Below are 22508 nucleotides of genomic sequence, written 5' to 3'. Positions count from 1 at the left end.
TCATAGCGGAGTTCCTGGCCCTTGTGCAGTCACTCCGCCGTCATTTCGATGGCTAGTTGCGGGCGCGCCACCAGGCGATCTGCTTGCGCACTTCCGAGGGTGCCGTGCCGCCGAAACTCGTCCGGCTTGCAACAGACGCGTCCACCGAGAGGACGTCGAAGACCTTCTCGGTGATGGCGTCGTGAATACCCTTGAGGTCTGCAAGCGAGAGCTCACCGAGGTCGCAGCCCTTCTGCTCAGCAAGCGCCACGGCCCGGCCGGTCACGTGATGGGCGTCCCGGAACGGCAGCCCCGCCTCCCTGACCAGCCAGTCGGCAAGGTCGGTCGCGGTCGAATAGCCCGATCCGGCAGCGGCGCGCATGCGGTCGGATCGGACCGTCATGTCGCGGACCATGCCCGTCATGGCAGCAATCGCAAGCTCCAGGTTCTCGGCGGAATCGAAGACCTGCTCCTTGTCTTCCTGCATGTCCTTCGAATAGGCGAGCGGCAGGCCCTTCATGATCGTCAGCAGCGCGACCAGCGAGCCGTTGATGCGGCCGGTCTTCGCGCGCACCAGTTCGGCCGCGTCAGGGTTCTTCTTCTGCGGCATGATGGAGGAGCCGGTGGAAAAGGCGTCCGACAGGCGGATGAAGCCGAATTGCGGTGTCGACCAGATGACGATCTCCTCGGCGAGCCGCGAGAGGTGCATCGCGCAGATCGCCGAAATGGAGAGGAATTCCAGCGCGAAGTCGCGATCCGAAACGGTGTCGATCGAATTGCGGGTCGGCTCGCGGAAGCCGAGTGCTGCCGCGGTCATGTGCCGGTCGATCGGGAAGCCGGTGCCGGCAAGCGCCGCGGCGCCGATCGGGGATTCATCCATATGCTCGATCGCGTGGCGCACCCGCTGCCGGTCGCGGCCGAACATTTCCACATAGGCCATGCAGTGATGCCCGAAGGTCACCGGCTGGGCGGTCTGCAGGTGCGTGAAGCCCGGCATGACGGTATCGGCGTGTTCCTCGGCACGGTCGAGGAAGGCCGAGATCAGGTCGGTCAGCATCCGTTCGGTCTTTGACAACTCTTCCTTCACCCAGAGCCGGAAGTCGAGCGCCACCTGGTCGTTGCGCGAGCGGGCGGTGTGCAGGCGGCCGGCGGCCGGGCCGATGAGGGTGGCCAGCCGTGCCTCCACGTTCATGTGGATGTCTTCCAGCTTTCGCGAGAATTGGAAATTGCCGCTCTCGATCTCTGACAGGATCGTGTTCAGCCCCTCGACGATCTTGTCTTTATCTTCTGCGGAAATAATGCCTTTTGCCGCCAGCATGGTCGCGTGCGCCACTGAGCCGCGGATATCCTGGGCGTAGAGCTTCTTGTCGAAGCCGATGGAGGCATTTATCTCCTCCATGATCGCATCCGGGCCGGAGGCGAAGCGACCGCCCCACATCTGGTTGGAGGAAACCGCGTCCTTCGTGCCGTCAGCCATGATGCAAAGTCCTGGAGTGCTAGATGACGAATAAGAGACCGCTAGGCCTACCCTCCGCCAGATTGATCGTGATCGCCGCCATAGCCGGGCTGATGGCCGGTGCCGTGGCGGTATACGTGAGGAATGCCGGGTCTGGCAATGGCGAGGTCGCCGCAGGTGCCGGTGCCTGCGAGGGCGCGGTGGAACTGGCCCGGTCGGTCGATGAGTTCGCGCGGGGCGAAGTTGCCGCCATGGCGGCCGCGACGTCGCCGCGGCTGATCGACCTCTCGTTCAAGGGGCCGCAGGGGCAGGATCTGAAAACGACCGATTTCGCCGGCAAGACGGTGCTTCTCAATCTCTGGGCGACCTGGTGCGGGCCCTGCCGCGAGGAGATGCCGGCGCTCAACAATCTGCAGAAGGAGATGGGCGGGGAGGATTTCGAGGTGGTCGCCGTCAATATCGACACGGGCACGGACGAGAAGCCGAAGGCCTTCCTTGCAGAAACCGGTGTCGATGCCCTCGGCTACTACCGCGACAGCACCATGGGCGTGTTCAACGTCATGAAGAAGGAAGGGCTCGCCTTCGGCCTGCCCGTCACGCTCATCATCGACCCGAAGGGCTGTCTCGTCTCGGCGATGAATGGACCGGCCGTCTGGGACAGCGCCGATGCCAAGGCGCTGATCGCGGCCGCAAAGGGTTCCTGACCCGTTAGCGGGTCGGAACCGGCGTTTCACCCCGGTAGTCGTAGAAGCCTCGGCCGGACTTGCGGCCGAGCCAGCCGGCCTCGACATATTTCACCAGCAGCGGGCAGGGGCGGTATTTGGAATCCGCCAGGCCGTCGTGCAGGACCTGCATGATCGACAGACAGGTGTCGAGGCCGATGAAGTCGGCCAGTTGCAGCGGGCCCATCGGGTGGTTGGCGCCGAGCTTCATCGCGGTGTCGATCGCCTCGACCGAGCCGACGCCTTCGTAGAGCGTGTAGATCGCCTCGTTGATCATCGGCAGCAGGATGCGGTTGACGATGAAGGCGGGAAAATCCTCGGCAACCGTGATCGTCTTGTCGAGCGTCGCGACGAATTCCTTCGCGGTGGAGAAGGTGGTCTCTTCGGTTGCAATGCCGCGGACCAGTTCCACGAGCTTCATCACCGGAACCGGGTTCATGAAATGGATGCCCATGAAGCGCTCAGGGCGGTCGGTCGCGGAAGCCAGACGGGTAATGGAGAGGGACGAGGTGTTGGTCGCAAGCAGCGCTTCCGGCTTCAGGACCGGGCAGATCTGGGCGTAGATCTTGCGCTTGACGCTCTCGTCCTCGGTGGCGGCCTCGATGACGAGGTCCATCGGAGCCAGGTCGTTTACGTCGGAGGAGCCGGAGATGAGGGAAAGCGCCGCCTTGCGGTCCTCTTCGGACAGCTTGCCGTTGGTCACCTGCCGGGCGAGATTGCCGTTGATCGTGGCGAGGCCGGCCTCGATGCGGTCCTGCGAAAGGTCGTAGATGTGGACCTTGTAGCCCGCCAGGGCAGCGACATGGGCAATGCCGCATCCCATCTGCCCCGCTCCGATGACGCCGACGTTGCGAATACTAGCCAATCCCATGGATATGCTCCCGAGGCGCGCGGCGGCGCCCGCTTGATGCCGGCCCGGGGGAGGGCCGGCATGTCGTTGTTGTGGCCGATCAGCCTCAGTTCTAGCGTTTTTCGCAGGTGCGAAGCAACGGCTAAAGCGACTTCTGGAGTTCCGGCAGGATTTCGAAGAGATCCCCGACGAGGCCGTAGTCGGCGACCTGGAAGATCGGCGCTTCCTCGTCCTTGTTGATCGCGACGATGACCTTGGAATCCTTCATGCCGGCCAGGTGCTGGATCGCACCGGAAATACCGGCCGCGATGTAGAGGTCGGGGACGACGACCTTGCCGGTCTGTCCGACCTGCCAGTCGTTCGGCGCGTAGCCGGCATCGACGGCCGCCCGCGAAGCGCCGACGGCCGCACCCAGCTTGTCGGCGAGCGGCAGGATGACCTCGTTGAACTTCTCGGCCGAACCGAGGGCGCGGCCACCCGATACGATGATCTTCGCGGAGGTCAGTTCGGGACGTTCCGAGGAGGCGATCGCGTCGGAGACGAAGCTCGAAAGGCCGGGGTTGGCCGGAGCCGCAACGGTCTCGACCGAGGCCGAACCGCCCTCGCCTGCGGCCTGGAAGGCCGCGGTGCGCACGGTGATGACCTTCTTGGCGTCGGTCGACTGCACCGTCTGGATCGCGTTGCCCGCGTAGATCGGCCGCTTGAAGGTGTCCGGCGCGACCACTTCGGTGATCTCCGACACCTGCATGACATCCAGAAGGGCTGCCACGCGGGGCATGACGTTCTTGGCCGATGCGGTCGCCGGGGCGATGAGCGTGTCGTAATTGCCTGCGAGCGAGACGATCAGGTCGGCGAGCGGCTCGGCAAGGCCGTTGGCGAGATCGGCGCTGTCCGCGAGCAGTACCTTGGATACGCCGTCGAGCTTTGCTGCGGCATCCGCTGCGGCCTTCGCGCCGGCGCCGGCAACGAGGACGTGAATGTCTCCGCCGATCGACTTCGCCGCGCTCAGCGCCTTGGCGGTCTGGTCGGAAACGGAGGTGTTGTCGTGTTCTGCCAGAAGAAGAATGGCCATGTCTTTAGTCTCCCTGTTCTTCCGACTTAAAGCACGCCGGCTTCGGTCTTGAGCTTTTCGACGAGCTCGGCGACGGTCTTCACCTTGATGCCGGCCTTGCGGCCTCCCGGCTCCTCGGTCTTCAGCACCTTGAGGCGCCGGGCGGTGTCGACGCCGAAATCGGCAGGCGACTTCTTGTCCAGCGGCTTCTTCTTCGCCTTCATGATGTTCGGCAGCGAGGCGTAGCGGGGCTCGTTGAGACGCAGGTCGGTGGTAACGATCGCGGGAAGCTTGACTTCGACCGTCTGAAGGCCGCCGTCCACTTCGCGGGTAACCTTCGCGGCTCCGCCATCGAGTTCCACCTTGGAGGCGAACGTCGCCTGGCCCCACTTCAGGAGGGCGGCGAGCATCTGGCCGGTCTGGTTCGAATCGTCGTCGATCGCCTGCTTGCCCATGATGACCAGGCCCGGGGCTTCCGCCTCGGCCACGCCCTTGAGGATCTTCGCCACGGCGAGCGGCTCGACGGTGTCGTCGGTTTCGATCAGGATCGCCCGGTCCGCGCCCATGGCGAGGCCCGTGCGCAGGGTCTCCTCGGCCTTGGCCGGACCGATCGATACGACGACCACTTCCTGGGCCTTGCCGGCCTCCTTCAGGCGAAGCGCCTCCTCGACGGCGATTTCGTCGAAGGGGTTCATCGACATCTTCACATTGGCAAGCTCGACGCCCGTACCATCCGGCTTGACGCGGATCTTGACGTTGTAGTCGACCACTCGCTTGACAGGCACCAGGATCTTCATGGGGTCCTTCCTTGACTTATCACGCCGCACGCATGCGGCTCTGCCGTTCGCTTCTTTAGTCAGTGGGCGACATGGATACCCATTTTTTTACCGAAGACAACGTGGTTTTGGACCGCAGGGCCTGCCCATTCGTCATATCGCTATGACGGACATCTATGGCAGGCTGGAGCCGACGAGGGGTACGGAGGCGCGGGTACAGACTGCCCTGGGAAGGACGATCCTGCGATCGAAGAGTGGCACGCCCTTCCGCCGCATGAAGAGGACGAGAACGGCGCCGGCCAGGATGCCGCCGACATGGGCGCCCCAGGAAACATCGCCCTCCTGGTCGACGACCAGCATCAGGAACTGCTGCATCAGCCAGAGCGCGAGGGGAATGAAGGCCGGCAGCGGAAGCGGTATGCGGAAGAGCACCAGAACCCAGAGCCTTACGCGTGGATGCAGGATGAAGTAGGCGGCCACCACCCCGGAGATGGCCCCGGATGCGCCGATCAGCGGCCCCTCGGATCCCGGCGCCAGAACCGCATGCAGCAAAGCTCCGGCCGCGGCGCAGAGGAGGTAGAAGACCAGGAACCGGACGTGCCCCAGCGCATCCTCCACATTATCCCCGAACACCCAGAGGAAGAGCATGTTGGAGGCGAGGTGCCAGAAGTCCAAGTGGACGAAGGCGTAGGTCGTGTAGGTGAACGATCCGGGCACCAGCACGAGTTCCGGATCGAGATAGGCGTGGTTCGATGCCACCGCCGGAATGAAGCCGAGGCCGAGCGCGGCGAGTTCGCCCACCATGTCCGGCGTGACTGCGGTCAGGGCCCAGACCGCGACGTTGATCGCGATCAGCCCGATCGTCACGTACTGGACGCGGATGTGCTTCAGCGTATTGGCATCATGGATGGGGATGAACATGGCTGCCCGCCCGGCCTTTCCGTCAGCGGTTCTTGCCCGGCACCCAGAGCACGTCGGTCCGGCCGTCGTCATTGGCGTGACGGGCGGCGACGAACAGGAAGTCCGAGAGCCGGTTGATATACTGCAGGGCGGGCTCGCCCACGATCTCTTGCCGGGACAGTTCCACCATCAGCCGCTCGGCGCGGCGCGCCACCGTGCGGGCGAGGTGCAGATAGGCCGCTGCCGGCGATCCGCCCGGCAGGATGAAGGAGCGGAGAGGCTCGATGACCGCGTTCAGTTCGTCGATCTCGTTCTCGATGCGCGTTACCTGGGCGGCCACGACGCGCAGCGGTTCGTACTCGGGGTTTTTCTCCACCTCGGGATTGGCAAGGTCGGCGCCGAGGTCGAAGAGGTCGTTCTGGATGCGGGCGAGCATCGCGTCGAGCGGCTCTATCCCTGCTGTATGAAGGCGCGCCATGCCGATGACCGAATTGGTCTCGTCGACCGTCCCGAAGGCGTCTACGCGCAGGTCGTGCTTGTCCCGTCGCGGGCCGCTCACCAGCGAGGTCATGCCGGTGTCGCCGGTGCGCGTGTAGACCTTGTTGATCTTGACCATGGTTATCGTCCCCCGCCGGTGATCCAGAGGGTGAGCATGATGAGCACGATGGCGATCGCCTGCAGCACCAGCCGCAGCTGCATCAGCTTGTTCGACTTGTTGGCGTCGGTCCCCTTCATCATGTTGAACAGGCCGCGGATCAGGACGAGGACGACCAGTCCCATCACGATGACGGTGAGGATGGTGGTGAATGTGGACATTCTGGATGTTGACCTTTTCGTTGTCAGTCAAGCCGGCGCATCAGGCGGTAGAAGAGATCGGCCGGGAGGAGGCGCTTGAGCAGGGCTCCCTGTCTCGCGGGTGTCGTGACGAGATAATGTGGCTTGGGTCGTGATGCGGTCAAGGCATGCGTCAGCACGTCGTAGACCGCCTCGGGGCCCAAGCGGTGGGGGTTCTTCTGCCCGGTTCCGCCAAGCCGGGCAAGCTGGCGCTTGTACTCGATGGAATGCGCCGAGTTTTCCAGGTCGACATGCTGCTCGATCTTCGCCAGCGCATTGGCCGTGAAGCGCGATGCGATCGGTCCGGGCTCGATCAGGCTGACGTGGACGCCGCTGCCGTCCAGTTCCATCCGCATCGTCACCATCAGGCCCTCGAGCGCGTATTTCGAGGCAGTATAGGCGCCACGGTAACGATAGGGCAGGAGGCGGAGAATGGAGGAGCAGTTGACGATCCGCCCGCGGCCCTGTCGGCGCATGAGCGGCACGACCCGCCGGGTCAGTTCGTGCCAGCCGAACAGGTTGGTCTCGAATTGCTCGCGCAGCACAGCGGTCGAAATATCCTCGACGGCGCCGGGCTGGCCGTAGGCGCCGTTGTTGAAGAGCGCGTCGATGCGGCCGTCCGTCCGTTCCCGCACGGCCTCCACCAGCGCTGCGATCGTGTCGGGCCTGGTATCGTCCATCGAGAGCGCCTCGATACCGTCCGCCTCCAGCGAGGCCAGATCCTCGGCCTTGCGGACGGTGGCGAAGACCCGCCAGCCGTCGCGCTTCAGGGCACGAGCGCAATGGGCGCCGATGCCCGAGGAGCAGCCGGTAACGATGATCGATCTGGGATGCGGCATGAAAGGGTCCTGTACAAGGGGACCGTGCATCCCATATTTCGGGGGCAGTGACAACGGAGCCGGTATTGGCCGAAAAGAAGAGCAGGATCCGCGGCCTGGAGCTCGCCTACAAGGTCGCCTACGACGCCTATTGCCATTTCAACGAGGACGATGGCTGGGCGATGGCGAGCCACGTCGCGTTGTCCGGGCTGCTTGCGCTCTTCCCGTTCCTGATCTTCGGCACGGCGCTCGCCGGCCTTCTCGGCGCCGACACGTTTTCGGAGACGGCGGTCCACCTGCTGTTCGACGCCTGGCCGAAGGATATCGCCGAACCGCTCGCGGCCGAAATCCGCCAGGTGCTGACCATTCCGCGCGGGGGGTTGCTGACCGTTTCGGTCCTGGCGGCCGCCTATTTCGCGTCGAACGGCGTGGAGGCCCTTCGCGTCTCGCTCAACCGCGCCTACCGGGTCACGGAGACCCGCCCCTGGTACGTCACCCGGCTTGCGAGCCTCGGCTACATGTTGGCGGCGGCGATCATCTTCGCCTTCATCAGCATTCTTCTCGTCGCCGTTCCCGTTGCCCTCCATTATGCGGAACGCTTCTTTCCCTGGCTGGAGGGCGTGCTGCGGGCAGCGTCGGACTGGGGTGTCTACGGCACGGTGATCGTGCTGATGGCCGGGCTGATCCTGTCCCATAAATGGCTGCCGGACGGTCATCGGCGGATCGTCGACGTCCTTCCCGGTGTCGTGATCACCCTCGTCTTCTGGACGATCGGCGCGCTCATCTTCGCCTCCTACCTCGCCACTTTCGCCAACTATGCCGCCACCTATGCGGGCCTCGCCTCGGTGATGATCGTGCTTGTCTTCCTCTACATGGTCGGCGTCATCTTTATGCTGGGGGCCGAGATCAATGCGGCGCTGATGAAGTACCGGGTCTATTCGGTGGTGGTGCATGCGCGCCGCAGGCGCCACGGCCGCCACGGTCGCCCTGGGTGCAGCGGTCGCATCAAGGATGCCTCAGAGCCCGATCCGTCTGCGAATATCCGCGGGTGAGGCGCCGGCGGCCCTGAGCGCCGCAAGGCCGGTCGATTGTTCGCTCTTGGAAAGCTTGCGCCCGTCCGGACCGAGGATCAGGCGGTGGTGGTAGTAGACGGGTGCCGGAAGCCCCAGCAGTTCCTGCAGCAGCCGATGGACCGAGGTCGCAGGGTAGAGGTCCATGCCGCGCACGATATGGGTGATCGCCTGGAGGGCATCGTCCACCACGACCGACAGGTGATAGCTGGACGGCGCGTCCGAACGCGACAGGATGACGTCGCCCCAGGCCGCGGGATCCGCCTCGACGTCCCGTTCTCCGCCACCACCCGTCTCCTGCCACGACAGCGGCCGGCCGATCGCAGCCAGCGCCTTTGCCATGTCGAGACGCCATGCATGCCGGGTGGTTTCCGTCAGGAGGCGCGAGCGTTCCGCGTGGCTGCGGTTGCGGTCGATGTCGGGATAGAGCGGCGAGCCGTCCGGGTCGCGTGGCCAGGCGTCGCCGCTCGATTCGGAAGCGGCGACGGCGGATCTCACCTCGCCGCGAGTCATGAACGCAGGGTAGGCGAGGTCCATCTCCCTTAGCCGCTCGAGCGCAACGGCATAGTCGTCGAAATGATCCGACTGCCGGCGGACCGGCTCCTCCCATCGAAGTCCGAGCCATGCGAGGTCCCGGTAGATGGCATCTTCGTACTCGGGCGTGCAGCGGGCGAGGTCGATATCCTCCATGCGCAGCAGAAAACGGCCGCCGCTCTTCTCCGCCATCTCGTGGTTGAGGATGGCGGAAAGCGCATGGCCAAGATGCAGGAAGCCATTGGGGCTTGGCGCAAAACGGAAGACGGGTCTTTGACCGGGTGTCGCGGGCATGGTTTCTTCTGCCATGAAATTTTGGCTGCGGCCACTGGGTGAGGGGATGATGCGGACCATCCGGAGCGACGACGACATACGGGAAGGGCTCGCGGCGCTTGCGGCGGCCGACCCCCGGCTGCCGCCCGTGATCGCTGCGGCGGGGCCGGTCCCCTTGAGGCTCATCGAGCCGGGCTTCGCCGGCCTTGCCTTCATCATCGTCTCGCAGATGATCTCCAAGGCGAGCGCGGCGGCAATCTGGCGGCGCATGGCGCTCGCAGGGTCGGCGAGCGCGGAGGATTACCTGCGCCACGAGCCCGAAACCGTCGCCCTGTTCGGGTTGTCGCGCGCCAAGGCGGCGACGCTCCACAATCTCGCAAGGCTGGTCTCCACCGGAGAGGTCGATCTCGACCTCGTCGCCCGGATCGAGCCCGGGGCCGCCATGGCGACGCTGACGGCCCTTCCAGGTGTCGGCCCGTGGACAGCGGAAGTTTATCTCATGTTCTGCGGCGGTCATGCGGACATATTTCCGTCCGGCGACGTCGCGCTCCAGGCCGCGGCGGCGACCGCCCTTCAATTGCCCGAAAGGCCGGGTGCCCGGGAGCTTGCGCGGATCGCGGAGGACTGGCGTCCATGGCGCTCGGTCGCCGCCCGGCTCCTCTGGGCCTACTATTCCGCGAAGCTTCACAAGGATGTCGCACCGGTCGGGCAGTAACATCCGGGCACCGTTGTTATTTTGGCTTCACAATACTGTGGCAACGGACCTAATATCGGAACTGCAGATGCCGAATCGGTAAGGAGTACCCCTTGACGATTGCAGTCTCTCCCCAGGCCTTGCCGGCGCTCGTGCTGAATGCCGACTACAGGCCGTTGAGTTATTATCCCTTGTCGCTCTGGTCCTGGCAGGACGCGATCAAGGCCGTATTTCTTGACCGCGTGAATATCATCGCCGAGTACGAGCATTCGGTTTCCTCGCCCAGCTTTTCGATGCGCCTGCCGAGCGTCGTCAGCCTCAAGACCTATGTCCAGCCGACCCGCCATCCCGCCTTCACACGGTTCAACGTCTTCCTGCGCGACCGTTTCGAATGTCAGTATTGCGGCTCGCGCGACGACCTGACCTTCGACCATGTCATCCCGCGCGCCCATGGCGGGCAGACGACCTGGGAAAACGTCGTTGCCGCCTGTTCTCCCTGCAATCTTCGCAAGGGCAGCAAGCTTCCCAAACACGCAGGCATGTTCCCCCACCAGAAGCCCTATCCGCCGTCCGTGCAGGATCTGCACAACAATGGCCGGCTCTTCCCGCCGAACTACCTGCACGAAAGCTGGATGGACTACCTGTACTGGGATACGGAACTGCAGCCCTGAGGCCGTTCAGGCCGCCTTCCGCGTCGCGCCGAAAAAGGCGATGGCGGCAAGGGCGAGACTTGCAATCACGTTCCAGCCGGCGAAGGACAGGCCGAGAATGCGCAGCGACGCCTGGGTGCAGGACGGGCCGCGGAAGGCGTTCAGATCGTCCAGCAGGCTGCCGGCATCGGTCGTGATGCCCGGCGAACTTGTGGCGCAAGTGGCGGGCCCTTCCCAGAAACCCCATTCCACTCCGGCGTGATAGACGCCCATGCCCGCACCGACGATCATCATGATGCCGACGAGCGCGAGCAGGCTGCGGGCGATCCAGGAAGGCAGGTGGAAGGCCGAGGCGAGGATCGCGGCGATGCCGACCGGAATGCCGTAATAATAGGGATCGCGCTGCAGCAGGCAAAGCGCACAGGGAATGTAGCCGCCGATGTGTTCGAAGGCGAGCGCGCCGCCGACGGTCGCCGCCATGCCCAGCGTCACCACCGAGGCGCAGATCAGGAAAGGGGCAGGTAAAGGGGTGTGGGAAGGGGTTTCGGATGCCATTGCACGTCTCCAGGGCCGGGGCCGACCAAGCGTGGCCGCTCATTAGAACATCGTTCAAGGCGGCGCAAATCGTCCCGCATCCAGGCGGCAGGCTCCCGCGCACACATCTGCGTGAGCCGGCGCGGGATCTGATTGGGAAGGGAAAGCGTGGTGCCCCGTGCCGGAATCGAACCAGCACTCCTTTCGGAACCTGATTTTGAGTCAGGCGCGTCTACCAGTTCCGCCAACGGGGCACGGAAGGTAAGGATCGCCTCTATCATGCGCGCGCACCGATGCGCAAGGGACGAGGTGGCGGGGCGGAGCAGGGGCGCGGGATGCTCCTGCGGTCGGCCTGAGCGAAGGGTCGAAGGCGGAGGCGGCCGTTGCCGCGCCTTGTGGGTCCGGTCCCGTGATGCTAGCAGATTAAGACGCCGAAACGCGACCCGGGCCATGCTGCTTCCTGCCTCCAGATCGTCCTACGAGGAAATCCTGCGCGCGTTCGAATGGCGCATCCCGCCCTCGTTCAACATCGCCCACGTCGCCTGCGATGCCTGGGCGGAAAGAGAACCCTCCCGCGTCTGCCTCCAGCATTTCAGTCACGACGGGCGGCATCTCGCCACGACCTATGGCGCGCTTCGGGAGCGCTCCTCGTCGCTGGCGAGCGGGTTGCGCTCGCTCGGCATCGGCCGCGGCGACCGCGTGGCCCTCCTGCTGCCGCAGGGCTTCGATACCGTCGTTGCCCATATGGCGATCTACAGGCTGGGTGCGATCGCACTGCCGCTGGCCCTGCTCTTCGGGGAAGAGGCGCTGGAATACCGGCTGCGCATGGCGGGTGCGGCGGCGATCGTCACCAACCATTTCGGCCTGGCGCGACTGCAGGCGGTTCGCGGAAGGCTGCCGGCGCTCCGGCATGTCATCGTTGCCGGTCCGGGTCCCGTGGGAGACGGCGCGCTGGCGTTCGACGACCTGCTGGATCGGCATCCGTCCCCGTTTCCGGTCGAGGAAACGGGACCCGACGACCCGGCGCTGATGATCTTCACCTCGGGAACCACCGGGCCGCCGAAGGCTGCGCTTCACGGCCACCGGGTGCTGGCCGGCCACATTCCGGGCTTCCAGATGGGCCACGAGTTTGCGCCGCAGGAGGGAGATCGCATCTGGACGCCCGCCGACTGGGCCTGGGCCGGCGGCCTGCTGAATGTTCTACTTCCGGCCTTGATGCTCGGCATTCCGGTCGTCTCCTCGCCGGCGCAGAAGTTCGACGCCGACATGGCGTTCCGGATCATCGCCGAGATGGACGTCCGCAATGCCTTCATCCCGCCGACGGCGCTCCGCCTCATGCGATCGGTCGCCGGTTCCCATCCGCGTCGTCCGCATCGCCTGCGAACGGTGACGTCCGCGGGCGAGGCACTCGGGCGGGAGACCTATGAATGGGCCCGCCAGGCCCTCGGCGTTTCCGTCAACGAGCTTTACGGCCAGACCGAGTGCAATTTCGTCCTCGGTTCCTGCGCCGCGCTCGGCATCACCAGGGCCGGCGCGATCGGACGGGGCGTGCCCGGCCACGAGGTCGCCATTCTCGACGAGCGCGGCCTGGAAGTTGGGGATGGCGTCGAGGGCGAGATCGCCGTCAGGGCGCCGGACCCGGTCATGTTCCTCGGCTACTGGAACGATCCGGCCGCGACGGAGGCAAAGGTGAGGGAAGGCTGGCTTCTGACGGGAGACATCGGACGCCGCGACGCGGACGGATTCGTGGAGTTCGTCGGCCGGGACGACGACGTCATCACGTCGGCCGGCTACCGGATCGGCCCGGCGGAAATCGAGGATTGCCTCAGCGGCCACCCCGCCGTCCGGCTGGCGGCCGTGATCGGCAAGCCGGACGCGCTTCGGACGGAGATCGTCAAGGCCTACATCGTCCTGCGGGAGGGCTACGAGCCCGGCGAAGCGCTCGCGATCGAACTCCGCGACTGGGTCAAGTACCGGTTGTCGATGCACGAATATCCGCGCGAAGTGGCGTTCGTCGACGAACTGCCGCTGACGACGAGCGGCAAGGTGATCCGCCGCGAGCTGCGGCTGCGCGCGGCGGCCGAATAGTCTCTATTCGGGCCGCCTTGCCATCGACAGGATCTTCTGCCGCAGCATGCGCGCCATGTTGCGCGTGCTCCGGTACATGTGAAGCTGGGCCGCCACCTGGCGGACGTCCTTGTCGGCATTGTGCCGGAGGCCGACGACGAGCGTTCCCATGTCCTCCCGCTCCTGCCAGAGCCGGCTCATGATGGAGTGGTCGGCGGTCGAGCAGGAATCGGTGCGCAGGATGTTGGCATCGTCGAGATGCCATTCGGTCAGCTTCATCATCAGCAGCTTGCCGGGCGACCATGCGGCGAACGCCTCGTCGAAGGCGGTCTTCCAGGTATAGGCTTCACCGGCCATGACGAAGACGATCAGCGAGGCGATCGCCCGACCGCCGAGGTCGAGCGTATGGATGCGGACCGCGTCGATCTCGGCGAGATTGGTGATCGCTTCGCGGGCGAAGGCGGCGCGGTAGCGGTCGTTGATCAGGGCCGAGCGCTTGCGTCCCTTCCAGCCGGTCGCCTCCAGCGCCAGGAATTCCTCCATGCGAAGCCGGATTTCCTCCGGCTGCCGCGCGACGGAATAGTCGAGCGGCCCGTGCTCGCCGAGCCGTCGCCACTGGCGCTGCATTTCCCGGTAGTGGTGGGGGGAGACCGCCTGCTTGAGATAGGCATCCGACGCCTCGAGGCTTTCCAGCATGGGCCGCGTACCACGCTCGGCCAGCGTCACCGGCAGGTCGCGGGCGACGGCAACCGCGCGCGCCAGCTGTGCGAAGCGTCCATTGACCCGGATCTGCGGCAGCACCAGCACGGAGGGAAGCTGCATCTCTGGCCGGGCGAGGCCTTCCAGCAGGTTGTCGATCGTCTCCGCGGCGCCCTCCGCGTCGACCAGCGGCGTCCCGAGCGGTCCGAACGGGTTTGCCCAGGCACGCGTGATGGCGGGCCCGATCGAGAAACCCGGCTTCTCGATCGTGAAGGGCATCAGAAGGCGCATGCGGGATCGGACATCGTCCTCGTCGCGGATCACCGCGAAACGGACCTGCTTGTCCTCGAGCCTCGGCATGGCGGGCGCCAGAAGGCGGGCGCTGAAGAAGACGTTCGGCTCCATCGCCCGGTTGGAGAGGAATTCCAGCTCCTGCTGCAGGTCGTAGCCGAGTGCGGCCGGATAGACGCAGAGTTCGCGTCCCGGGCGTCCGACCTCGGCATGGCTGTCGGCCTGGGGCCGGTCGGCGTGCGGCAGCGGTGCCAGGGGTGGCGTCCAGAGAGATGCTGCGGGATCCTGTTGCCGGCGGCTGTCTGGTGACGAGGACATGGTCATCCCCCCTTTGCTGGGTGGGGGGCGGGAGCGGCGAAGGCGAACATGGCGATCCCGAGCGTCCGGCGAAGGGCGAGGTGGAGCAGGATCGCCTCCAGCACCATGGCGCCGGCGGTCGCGGTTGCCGCGCCGCTCAGGCCGAAACGGGGAATGAGCGCGATGTTCATGACGATGTTTGCGGCGAGGACGACGGCGTAGAGAAGCACGCAGAGGTTCTGCCGGCCGGCCATGCTGAGCAGCACTTCCACGGGGCCGACCAGGGACTTGGCGAGGATGCCCGCAAAGAGGATCGGCAGCAGCCAGTAGCCCGCCGTGAAGGCCGGGCCGAAGAGCGAAAGCAGATGCTCGCCGACCAGCAGGGTGGCCGCGCCGAGGAAGAGCGCGGGCCAGAAACTCCAGCGTGACGTCCGACCCGCGAACGCCGCCAGTTCCTCCGTCTCGCCCCTCGCGAGCATGGCCGAAAAGCTCGGGCCCGCGGCCGCCTTGACGGCGAAGGCCACGAACTGGACGAGCACGATCGTCTTCGTTGCCGCGAAATAGACGGCGACCTGGTCGGGCGGCAGGTAGAGGCCGACCACCACCACGTCCGCATTGGTCAGCAGGAAGCCGATTCCATCGACCAGGAAGATCGGCAGCGAATAGCCGAGCCATGCTCCGGCGTCGAGGCGAAGCGGTCCGGGGCCAAGCGCCCGCCGCAACCGGCGGCGCAGGCGCAGGAACTGCATCAGTGTCGTGAGATAGGTGGCGGCAAGGGCGGCCCCCATCGCCGTCACGGCCGTGTCGGGCGCGCCGAACCGGACGGCGCCGACCATGAAGATGAGGATCAGCGTCGGGCGGACGAGGAAGGTCGGCGTCAGCGCCGTCACCGTCCAGCCGCTGGCGCGCGCGGTCCCGTCGAGGACGTCGCCGAGCGCGATCATCGGCAGCGTGAAGAGGGCGAGGAACAGCGGCGCCAGCCAATAGTCCTCGAGCGAGCCTTCGAACAGGCGCAGGAAGAGGAAGCCGAGCACGGCCAGGAGGCTTGCCGACAGCATCGCGAAGACGCGGGCCGTCACGTGGAGGCCGCGTGCGGCGGCGAGGTCGCCATCGGCCTGGTGCTGCGGCAGGAAGCGGATCACCGAGGCATGGAAGCCGAGGCAGGAGAGATTTCCGGCCAGCACGACGATCACCCAGACGAAGGCAAAGATGCCGTATTCGAACTCGCCCATCAGGCGGGCGAGGACGATCTGCGAACCGAAGGCGATGGCGGCGCTGAAGACGCGGATCGCAAACGCGAGGAGGGCCTGCCGCTGGGCGCGGGCCGTCTCGTCATCCAGGTCGTTCGCCTCGGTCACCCAGTCGAGCACGGGCCTCAGCCTGGAACGCAGGCCGTCGGGCAGATATCTCTCAGCTGTCTCGAGAACCGCCATGATCGGCACGCACTACTCACATCAACTCAATACCGGTATCCCACTCTTGCCACCGCAGGGTTAACAATCCTTTGGAAAGGGGTGCCGGAAACGAAAAATGCCGCCCGGAGGCGGCATTTCGATAGGCTATCCTGCGCCCGGCTCAGGCCTGTTCGAAGGCGCCGTGGCAGTGCTTGTACTTTTTCCCGGAGCCGCAGGGGCATGCCTCGTTGCGGCCGACCTTGCCCCAGGTCTGGGGATCGGCCGGATCGCGGTCCTCGGGCGCCGTCTGCAGGCCGGAATTGTCGGCATCGGCAAACTCGTCCTCGCCCGTCGTCGCGTCGATGTGATGCCCTTCCATGAGCGGCGGCGGTTCCGGAGCCTGCGCCTCGCGGACCAGTTCGACGCGCATCATCTGCGCCGTCACGGCCTCCCGCAGGTTTGCAAGCAGCGCCTGGAAGAGTTCGAACGCCTCGGACTTGTATTCCTGCAACGGGTCGCGCTGGGCGTAGCCGCGGAAGCCGACGACGGAGCGCAGATGGTCGAGGTTGACGATATGCTCGCGCCAGAGATTGTCGAGCGTCTGCAGCACGATGGACCGCTCGACATAGGTCATGATGTCGGGGCCGAAGCGTTCGGTGCGGTCCGCGACGGCCTTGTCGGCCGCTTCGGTGATCCGCTCGCGGATGTCTTCCTCGCCGATCCCTTCTTCCTTCGCCCAGTCCACGACGGGAAGGTCGAGGTTCAGCAGGCGCTGGACCTCGCCCTGCAGCCCTTCGACATCCCACTGCTCGGCATAGGCCCGTTCCGGAATGTGCTTGGCGACCATGACCTCGATCACCTCGTTGCGCATGTCGGCAACGATCTCCTTGAGGTCCTCGGCATCGGCATCCATCAGTTCGATGCGCTGCTCGAAGATCACCTTTCGCTGGTCGTTGGTGACGTCGTCATACTTCAGGAGGTTCTTGCGGATGTCGAAGTTGCGGGCCTCGACCTTCTTCTGGGCGCGCTCGAGTGCCTTGTTGATCCACGGGTGGACGATCGCCTCGCCCTCCTTCAGGCCGAGCTTCTGCAGCATGCCGTCCATGCGGTCGGAGCCGAAGATGCGCATCAGGTCGTCCTGCAGCGACAGGTAGAACTTCGAGCGGCCGGGGTCGCCCTGACGGCCGGAACGGCCACGCAGCTGGTTGTCGATGCGGCGGCTTTCGTGCCGCTCGGTGGCGATGACGTAGAGACCGCCGGCGGCAAGTGCCTGTTCCTTGAGGCGCTGGACTTCCTCGCGCACCGCGGCTTCCCTCGCATCGCGCTCCGGGCCGGGCTCCATGCCTTCGAGCTCGCGCTCGAGGCGCATGTCGATATTGCCGCCGAGCTGGATGTCGGTACCGCGGCCCGCCATGTTGGTGGCAATCGTCACGGCTCCGGGCACGCCGGCCTGGCTGACGATATAGGCTTCCTGCTCGTGGTAGCGGGCATTCAGGACCTGGAACTTGTCGAAGCCCGACTGCCGCAGCATGGTGGCGAGCAGTTCGGACTTTTCGATCGAGGTCGTGCCAACCAGAACCGGCTGCCCGCGCTCGTGGGCCGCCTTGATCTCGGCGATGATCGCCTTGAACTTCTCCTCGAAGGTCCGGTAGACCTCGTCGTCCTCGTCGATGCGCTGGATCGGCAGGTTGGTCGGGACTTCCACGACCTCGAGCTTGTAGATGTTGCCGAACTCTTCCGCTTCCGTCGAGGCCGTGCCGGTCATGCCGGCCAGCTTGTCGTACATGCGGAAATAGTTCTGGAAGGTGATCGAGGAGAGCGTCTGGTTCTCCGGCTGAATCTGGACCTTTTCCTTGGCTTCGAGCGCCTGGTGCTGCCCTTCCGAGTAGCGGCGGCCCGGCATCATGCGGCCGGTGAACTCGTCGATGATGACGATCTCGTCGTTGCGGACGATGTAGTCCTTGTCGCGGGTGAAGAGCTTGTGAGCCTTCAGGGCGTTGTTGATGTGGTGGACGATCGCGACGTTCTCGACGTCGTAGAGGCTCTCGCCCTTCAGGAGGCCGGCCTGGCGCAGCAGGTTCTCCAGCTTCTCGGTGCCGGCTTCGGAGAAGTTCGCGGAGCGCTGCTTCTCGTCGATCTCGTAGTCGCTTTCATCCAGCATGGGGATGAAGGCGTCGATCGTGTTGTAGAGTTCGGAGCGGTCGTCGAGCGGGCCAGAGATGATGAGCGGCGTGCGCGCCTCGTCGACCAGGATCGAGTCCACCTCGTCGACGATGGCGTAGTTGTGACCGCGCTGGACCATCTGGCCGCGGTCGTATTTCATGTTGTCGCGCAGGTAGTCGAAGCCGAGTTCGTTGTTGGTCGCGTAGGTGATGTCGCAGGCGTAGGCCGCGCGGCGCTCCTCGTCGGAAAGTCCGTGCACGATCACGCCGGTCGTCAGGCCGAGGAAGCCGTAGAGACGCCCCATGGTCGCGGCGTCGCGGCGGGCGAGGTAGTCGTTGACGGTAACGACGTGGACGCCCTTGCCGGCGAGCGCGTTGAGGTAGACCGCAAGCGTCGCCACGAGCGTCTTGCCTTCCCCCGTCTTCATCTCGGCGATCGCGCCGTCGTGAAGGATCATCGCGCCGGTCAGCTGGACGTCGAAGGGACGCATGCCGAGAACGCGGCGGGAGGCTTCGCGAACGACTGCAAAGGCCGGGGTGAGGAGATCGTCGAGGCTCTGGCCATCGGCCAGCTGCTGGCGGAACTCTGCGGTCTTGGCCGCCAGTTCCGCATCCGAGAGCGCCTTCGTCTTCTCCTCGAGGGCGTTGACAGCATCGACGCGGGACTTGTAGGAGCGGACGCGACGCTCGTTTGCCGAGCCGAAGAGTTTGCGGGCCAATCCGCCGAAGCTGACCATTCGAATGGTCCTTTCTGATTATACGTACTTGTGATCGCAGGCCTGCGGCTAGTCTGCAGAACCGCCAAAATTGCCCGCTACGCCCGGAAACTCATCTGGACGCAAAGTTGCGTGACAGATAAGAGGGGGTCGAATTGATGTCAACGGTAGCGGCCGATACACAAAGGCCACATTCCGATGTTTGTGAACGCTTTCCGGCCGGCCGCGGGCTTTCTCAAGGCCGGCTATCATTCTTGAAAGGTGACTTGATGCTGCGCCATAAACTTCTCGCAACGGCTGCACTTGCTGTCGCGCTCTCCTTCTCCGCCGGTGCGCCTGCCTTCGCGCAGGAAGACGCCGTGGTGGCCAAGGTCGGTGACCTGGAGATCCGCCAGTCCGAACTCGACCTGGCCATCGCCAACCTCGATCCGCAGCTGCAGCAACTCCCCGAAGAGCAGAAGCGCGTCGCGGCCCTGTCGGGCGCCATCGACGTGAAGCTGCTTGCCCAGGGCGCGGCCGAGGAAGGGATCGGCGATACCGAGGAGTTCAAGAAGCGGATGGACTATATCCGCGACCGCGAACTGCACAATTCCTTCTTCCGCAAGCACGTCGTGGATGCCGTGACCGACGACGAGGTCAAGGCGCGTTACGAGAAGGAAATCGCTGCCCTGCCGAAGCAGGAAGAGGTCCACGCCCGGCACATCCTGGTGAAGACCGAGGACGAGGCCAAGGAAATCATCACCGAACTCGACGCCGGCAAGGATTTCGCCGAACTCGCAAAGGCGAAGTCGGAAGATTCCAACAAGGATGACGGCGGCGACCTCGGCTGGTTCTCCAAGGGCCGCATGGTTCCCGAATTCGAGGAAGCTGCCTTCGGGCTGGAGAAGGGCGCCTACACCAAGACGCCGGTGAAGTCGCAGTTCGGCTTCCACGTCATCAAGCTCGAGGATCGCCGCGACGTCCAGCCGCCGGCGCTGGAGCAGGTCGAGCCCCAGGTCCGTCAGCTGGTCATGCGTGACAAGTATCTGGCCCTCATCGAGAAGGCCAAGGATGAGCAGCCAGTCGAGATCATGGACGAGACGCTGCGCAAGGGCTATGAGGACGTCACCAAGGCGCCGGAAGCCGATCCCGCAGCGGGCGAAACGCCTGCGCCGCAGCAGTAAGTCTTCAGCAAGGGCCCGGTTTTCCGGGCCTTTCCATATTCAGTCTGGATGCCATCCTCCATGTCCGCTTCCGTCTCTCCTCTCGCACCCAAGTCCTTCCCCGACATGCCGCCGATCAGGGGCCTTCGCATGGCAACCGCCGCCGCGGGGATCAAGTACAAGAACCGTACCGACGTATTGCTGATGGTCTTCGACCAGCCGGCGGCGGTGGCGGGCGTCTTCACGCGCTCCAGGTGCCCCTCCGCGCCGGTCGATTTCTGCCGGGCGAACCTGCCCCATGGCAAGGCGAGGGCGGTCGTCGTCAATTCCGGCAACGCGAACGCCTTCACGGGGCTCAAGGGGAAGGCCGCAACCGAACTGACGGCAAAGTCGGCTGCGGCTGCCGTCGGATGCGATGAAAACGAGGTCTACCTGGCCTCGACCGGGGTGATCGGCGAGCCGCTCGATGCCGGCAAGTTCTCGGGCGTGCTGGGTGACATGCATGCCGGGGCCCAGCCCGACTTCTGGCTGGAGGCCGCCAAGGCCATCATGACCACCGACACCTATCCCAAGGTCGCGACACGGTCGGCTTCCATCGGCGGCGTCACGGTGACGGTCAACGGCATCGCCAAGGGTGCCGGCATGATCGCGCCCGACATGGCGACCATGCTGTCTTTCGTCGCGACGGATGCTGACATCGCTCCCGACGTCCTGCAGCAGCTGCTGGCGGCGGGCGTCGGCCCGACATTCAATTCGGTGACGGTCGACAGCGACACGTCCACGTCCGATACGCTGATGCTGTTTGCGACCGGCGCGGCCTCTGCCGACGGCCAGGCGAGGATCACCTCGTTCGAAGACCCGGCTCTTGCCGGCTTCCGGGAGGCCCTGAACGAGCTTCTCAAGGATCTGGCACTTCAGGTGGTTCGCGACGGCGAGGGCGCCCGCAAGATGCTCGAGGTCACCGTCACCGGTGCCGAGAGCGCCGCCGCCGCCAAACGCATCGCTCTTTCGATTGCCAATTCGCCTCTGGTGAAGACGGCGGTCGCCGGCGAGGACGCCAACTGGGGCCGCGTCGTCATGGCGGTCGGCAAGGCGGGTCAGATGGCGGACCGCGACCGGCTGGCGATCTGGTTCGGCGAGGTCCGGGTTGCCGTCAACGGCGAGCGCGATCCCGATTATTCGGAAGCGGCCGCGAGCGCGGTGATGAAGAACGAGGATATTCCGGTCCGGGTGGATCTCGGGCTGGGCGAGGGACGGGCAACCGTGTGGACCTGTGACCTGACCAAGGAGTATGTCGCCATCAACGGAGACTATCGGAGCTGATGCAGACGATGCAGGCAACGCCGCTCTCGCAAAATCTTCCACTCGTCCGCCGCCTGGAGGCCGTCGGTTTCCGGGCCTGGCCGGCCGCGTCGGTGATCTACGACGGGAGCTGGCAGATTCGGCTTGCCGGCGGGCATCCCTCCAAGCGCCTCAACTGCGTGGTGCCGCTCGATCCCTCGGATTTTCGCGACATGGACCTGCGCCTTGCCAAGGCCCGAAAGCGCTTCCAGTCCTACGGCCGGCCGCTCATCCTGCGCGAAACGCCGCTTGCGCCGCCGCAGCTCATCGCACATCTGCGGGAAGCCGGATGGGAGCGGTTCGAGACGGTGAGCGTGATGACGGCGGACCTTGCTCGCCTGTCGCTGCCAGAGACGATCGATCACCTGCCGACGCACGACATCGGCCGCTTCATCGACGCCAGCCTGCTTGTCGCCGGGGAGGATCCGGCGCTGAAGCCCGCGCTCGCCGAGGTCCTCAACGCCATCAAACCCACCAAGGGGCTATTCACCATCGAGGCTGCGGGTGGCGGTCCTCTTGCGGTGTGCTTCTGCGTCCAGGACACCGACCTCGCGGGCATCCTCGGACTTTCCGTCGATGCGACGGCCAGGCGTCAGGGGCTCGGCACCGAAATCCTGTCCTCGGCGCTCCGCTGGGCGCGGATCAACGGCGCGCGAAGCGCCTGGGTCCAGGTCGTCTCCGACAATCTGCCGGCGATGGCGCTGTACCGGAAATTCGGTTTCGTCGAAGCCTATCGGTACCACTACTGGCGGGAGGCATGACCGTGCAATCCGAACCGCGGCGCATGCTTCTGGTCGCCGCCTGCGCGCTCGTCGATACCGACAATCGCATCCTTCTGGCACAGCGCCCGGAAGGCAAGGAACTGGCGGGCCTCTGGGAATTTCCGGGCGGCAAGGTCGAGCCGGGCGAAACGCCGGAGGAGACGCTGGTGCGCGAACTGCACGAAGAACTTGGGATCACCACGAAGATACCCTGCCTTGCGCCGCTGACCTTCGCCAGCCATACCTACGAGCGCTTTCATCTCCTGATGCCGCTCTACATCTGCCGGCGATACGAGGGCATTCCGGTGGGGCAGGAAGGCCAGGCGATCAAGTGGGTCCGGTCCCGCGACTTGCGCAACTATCCCATGCCGCCGGCCGACGAGCCGCTCATCCCGTTCCTGCAGGATCTGCTGTAGATTGCCGGCAACAAGTGCGGCAAACCGTAAATCGGTGTTAACAGATCGTTTAACCAAATCCCCTAGTCTCCGGCTTCACCA

General features: G+C 65.2%; 22 protein-coding genes and 1 tRNA gene. 9 read left to right on the top strand and 14 right to left on the bottom strand.

What is annotated here, in order from left to right; translation table 11 throughout:
* Positions 1 to 52 precede the first annotated feature (52 nt).
* The gene (argH, locus tag ACWGPT_RS11550; RefSeq protein WP_452605752.1) at positions 53 to 1456 is read right to left on the bottom strand and encodes an argininosuccinate lyase; all 1404 of its coding nucleotides are present in this window, start codon (positions 1454 to 1456) and stop codon (positions 53 to 55) included.
* Between the two features lie 23 nt (positions 1457 to 1479).
* On the opposite strand from argH, the gene tlpA reads away from it, so the two are divergent.
* A complete protein-coding gene (tlpA, locus tag ACWGPT_RS11545) occupies positions 1480 to 2139 on the top strand; it encodes a thiol:disulfide interchange protein TlpA (RefSeq protein WP_452605751.1) in 660 nt (219 codons plus the stop codon).
* 4 nt (positions 2140 to 2143) lie between these two features.
* Here tlpA and ACWGPT_RS11540 read toward each other — a convergent pair whose 3' ends face one another.
* From ACWGPT_RS11540 to ACWGPT_RS11510, 7 genes are all read right to left on the bottom strand, one after another.
* Positions 2144 to 3028 (bottom strand): 3-hydroxybutyryl-CoA dehydrogenase, encoded by an 885-nt coding sequence (locus ACWGPT_RS11540; protein ID WP_452605750.1) that lies wholly within the window; start codon positions 3026 to 3028, stop codon positions 2144 to 2146.
* Positions 3029 to 3149: 121 nt separating this feature from the next.
* Positions 3150 to 4079, bottom strand: coding sequence for an electron transfer flavoprotein subunit alpha/FixB family protein (locus ACWGPT_RS11535; protein ID WP_452605749.1), 930 nt, complete (start codon positions 4077 to 4079; stop codon positions 3150 to 3152).
* A gap of 26 nt (positions 4080 to 4105) precedes the next feature.
* Positions 4106 to 4855 carry an electron transfer flavoprotein subunit beta/FixA family protein gene (locus ACWGPT_RS11530; RefSeq protein ID WP_452605748.1) on the bottom strand — a complete coding sequence of 250 codons (750 nt, stop codon included), beginning with the start codon at positions 4853 to 4855 and terminating at the stop codon, positions 4106 to 4108.
* A 153-nt stretch (positions 4856 to 5008) separates the two neighbouring features.
* Positions 5009 to 5755 (bottom strand): rhomboid family intramembrane serine protease, encoded by a 747-nt coding sequence (locus tag ACWGPT_RS11525; protein WP_452605747.1) that lies wholly within the window; start codon positions 5753 to 5755, stop codon positions 5009 to 5011.
* A 22-nt stretch (positions 5756 to 5777) separates the two neighbouring features.
* Positions 5778 to 6350, bottom strand: coding sequence for a cob(I)yrinic acid a,c-diamide adenosyltransferase (locus ACWGPT_RS11520; RefSeq protein ID WP_452605746.1), 573 nt, complete (start codon positions 6348 to 6350; stop codon positions 5778 to 5780).
* 2 nt (positions 6351 to 6352) lie between these two features.
* Positions 6353 to 6550 carry a twin transmembrane helix small protein gene (locus ACWGPT_RS11515; protein ID WP_452605745.1) on the bottom strand — a complete coding sequence of 66 codons (198 nt, stop codon included), beginning with the start codon at positions 6548 to 6550 and terminating at the stop codon, positions 6353 to 6355.
* A 23-nt stretch (positions 6551 to 6573) separates the two neighbouring features.
* Entirely contained in the window at positions 6574 to 7407 is an 834-nt protein-coding gene (locus tag ACWGPT_RS11510) for an SDR family oxidoreductase (RefSeq protein WP_452605744.1), read from the bottom strand.
* 65 nt (positions 7408 to 7472) lie between these two features.
* Between ACWGPT_RS11510 and ACWGPT_RS11505 the strand changes: the two genes are divergently transcribed.
* Entirely contained in the window at positions 7473 to 8438 is a 966-nt protein-coding gene (locus ACWGPT_RS11505) for a YihY/virulence factor BrkB family protein (protein WP_452605743.1), read from the top strand.
* Here the strand turns inward: ACWGPT_RS11505 and gluQRS are convergent.
* Positions 8403 to 9284, bottom strand: coding sequence for a tRNA glutamyl-Q(34) synthetase GluQRS (gene gluQRS, locus ACWGPT_RS11500; protein WP_452605742.1), 882 nt, complete (start codon positions 9282 to 9284; stop codon positions 8403 to 8405). The genes ACWGPT_RS11505 and gluQRS overlap by 36 nt on opposite strands.
* Between gluQRS and ACWGPT_RS11495 the strand changes: the two genes are divergently transcribed.
* Both ACWGPT_RS11495 and ACWGPT_RS11490 read left to right on the top strand, forming a co-directional pair.
* The gene (locus ACWGPT_RS11495) at positions 9283 to 9978 is read left to right on the top strand and encodes a DNA-3-methyladenine glycosylase family protein (protein ID WP_452605741.1); all 696 of its coding nucleotides are present in this window, start codon (positions 9283 to 9285) and stop codon (positions 9976 to 9978) included. The two genes, gluQRS and ACWGPT_RS11495, sit on opposite strands and share 2 nt — an antisense overlap.
* A gap of 92 nt (positions 9979 to 10070) precedes the next feature.
* The gene (locus tag ACWGPT_RS11490) at positions 10071 to 10628 is read left to right on the top strand and encodes an HNH endonuclease (protein ID WP_452605740.1); all 558 of its coding nucleotides are present in this window, start codon (positions 10071 to 10073) and stop codon (positions 10626 to 10628) included.
* Between the two features lie 6 nt (positions 10629 to 10634).
* Here ACWGPT_RS11490 and ACWGPT_RS11485 read toward each other — a convergent pair whose 3' ends face one another.
* Together ACWGPT_RS11485 and ACWGPT_RS11480 are read right to left on the bottom strand one after the other, a co-directional pair.
* A complete protein-coding gene (locus ACWGPT_RS11485; protein WP_452605739.1) occupies positions 10635 to 11162 on the bottom strand; it encodes a disulfide bond formation protein B in 528 nt (175 codons plus the stop codon).
* Positions 11163 to 11310: 148 nt separating this feature from the next.
* Positions 11311 to 11395, bottom strand: a tRNA-Leu gene (locus ACWGPT_RS11480).
* 196 nt (positions 11396 to 11591) lie between these two features.
* Here ACWGPT_RS11480 and ACWGPT_RS11475 point away from each other — a divergent pair.
* Positions 11592 to 13229, top strand: a complete 1638-nt coding sequence (locus ACWGPT_RS11475; protein WP_452605738.1) for an AMP-binding protein — start codon at positions 11592 to 11594, stop codon at positions 13227 to 13229.
* Between the two features lie 3 nt (positions 13230 to 13232).
* Here ACWGPT_RS11475 and ACWGPT_RS11470 read toward each other — a convergent pair whose 3' ends face one another.
* The 3 genes from ACWGPT_RS11470 to secA all read right to left on the bottom strand — a co-directional run bounded on the left by ACWGPT_RS11470 (position 13233) and on the right by secA (position 18788).
* Positions 13233 to 14516 (bottom strand): GNAT family N-acetyltransferase, encoded by a 1284-nt coding sequence (locus ACWGPT_RS11470; protein ID WP_452605737.1) that lies wholly within the window; start codon positions 14514 to 14516, stop codon positions 13233 to 13235.
* A gap of 2 nt (positions 14517 to 14518) precedes the next feature.
* Entirely contained in the window at positions 14519 to 15928 is a 1410-nt protein-coding gene (locus tag ACWGPT_RS11465; RefSeq protein WP_452605950.1) for a lipopolysaccharide biosynthesis protein, read from the bottom strand.
* Positions 15929 to 16070: 142 nt separating this feature from the next.
* Positions 16071 to 18788, bottom strand: coding sequence for a preprotein translocase subunit SecA (secA, locus tag ACWGPT_RS11460; protein WP_452605736.1), 2718 nt, complete (start codon positions 18786 to 18788; stop codon positions 16071 to 16073).
* Positions 18789 to 19036: 248 nt separating this feature from the next.
* Here secA and ACWGPT_RS11455 point away from each other — a divergent pair, with 248 nt between their 5' ends.
* The 4 genes from ACWGPT_RS11455 to mutT are packed head-to-tail and all read left to right on the top strand — an operon-like array spanning position 19037 to position 22427.
* On the top strand, positions 19037 to 19930 hold the full coding sequence (locus ACWGPT_RS11455; protein ID WP_452605735.1) for a peptidylprolyl isomerase: 894 nt from the start codon (positions 19037 to 19039) through the stop codon (positions 19928 to 19930).
* A gap of 60 nt (positions 19931 to 19990) precedes the next feature.
* Positions 19991 to 21232 (top strand): bifunctional glutamate N-acetyltransferase/amino-acid acetyltransferase ArgJ, encoded by a 1242-nt coding sequence (argJ, locus tag ACWGPT_RS11450; protein WP_452605734.1) that lies wholly within the window; start codon positions 19991 to 19993, stop codon positions 21230 to 21232.
* Positions 21233 to 21240: 8 nt separating this feature from the next.
* Positions 21241 to 22011, top strand: a complete 771-nt coding sequence (locus ACWGPT_RS11445; protein ID WP_452605949.1) for a GNAT family N-acetyltransferase — start codon at positions 21241 to 21243, stop codon at positions 22009 to 22011.
* Positions 22008 to 22427, top strand: coding sequence for an 8-oxo-dGTP diphosphatase MutT (mutT, locus tag ACWGPT_RS11440; protein WP_452605733.1), 420 nt, complete (start codon positions 22008 to 22010; stop codon positions 22425 to 22427). The genes ACWGPT_RS11445 and mutT overlap by 4 nt, the downstream gene beginning before the upstream one ends.
* Positions 22428 to 22508: the final 81 nt, after the last annotated feature.

The sequence above is a fragment of the Pseudorhizobium sp. NPDC055634 genome (genome assembly GCF_053618655.1).
The sequence above is the reverse complement of the archived record's forward strand: the minus strand, read 5'-3'. Positions and strand labels throughout refer to the sequence as shown.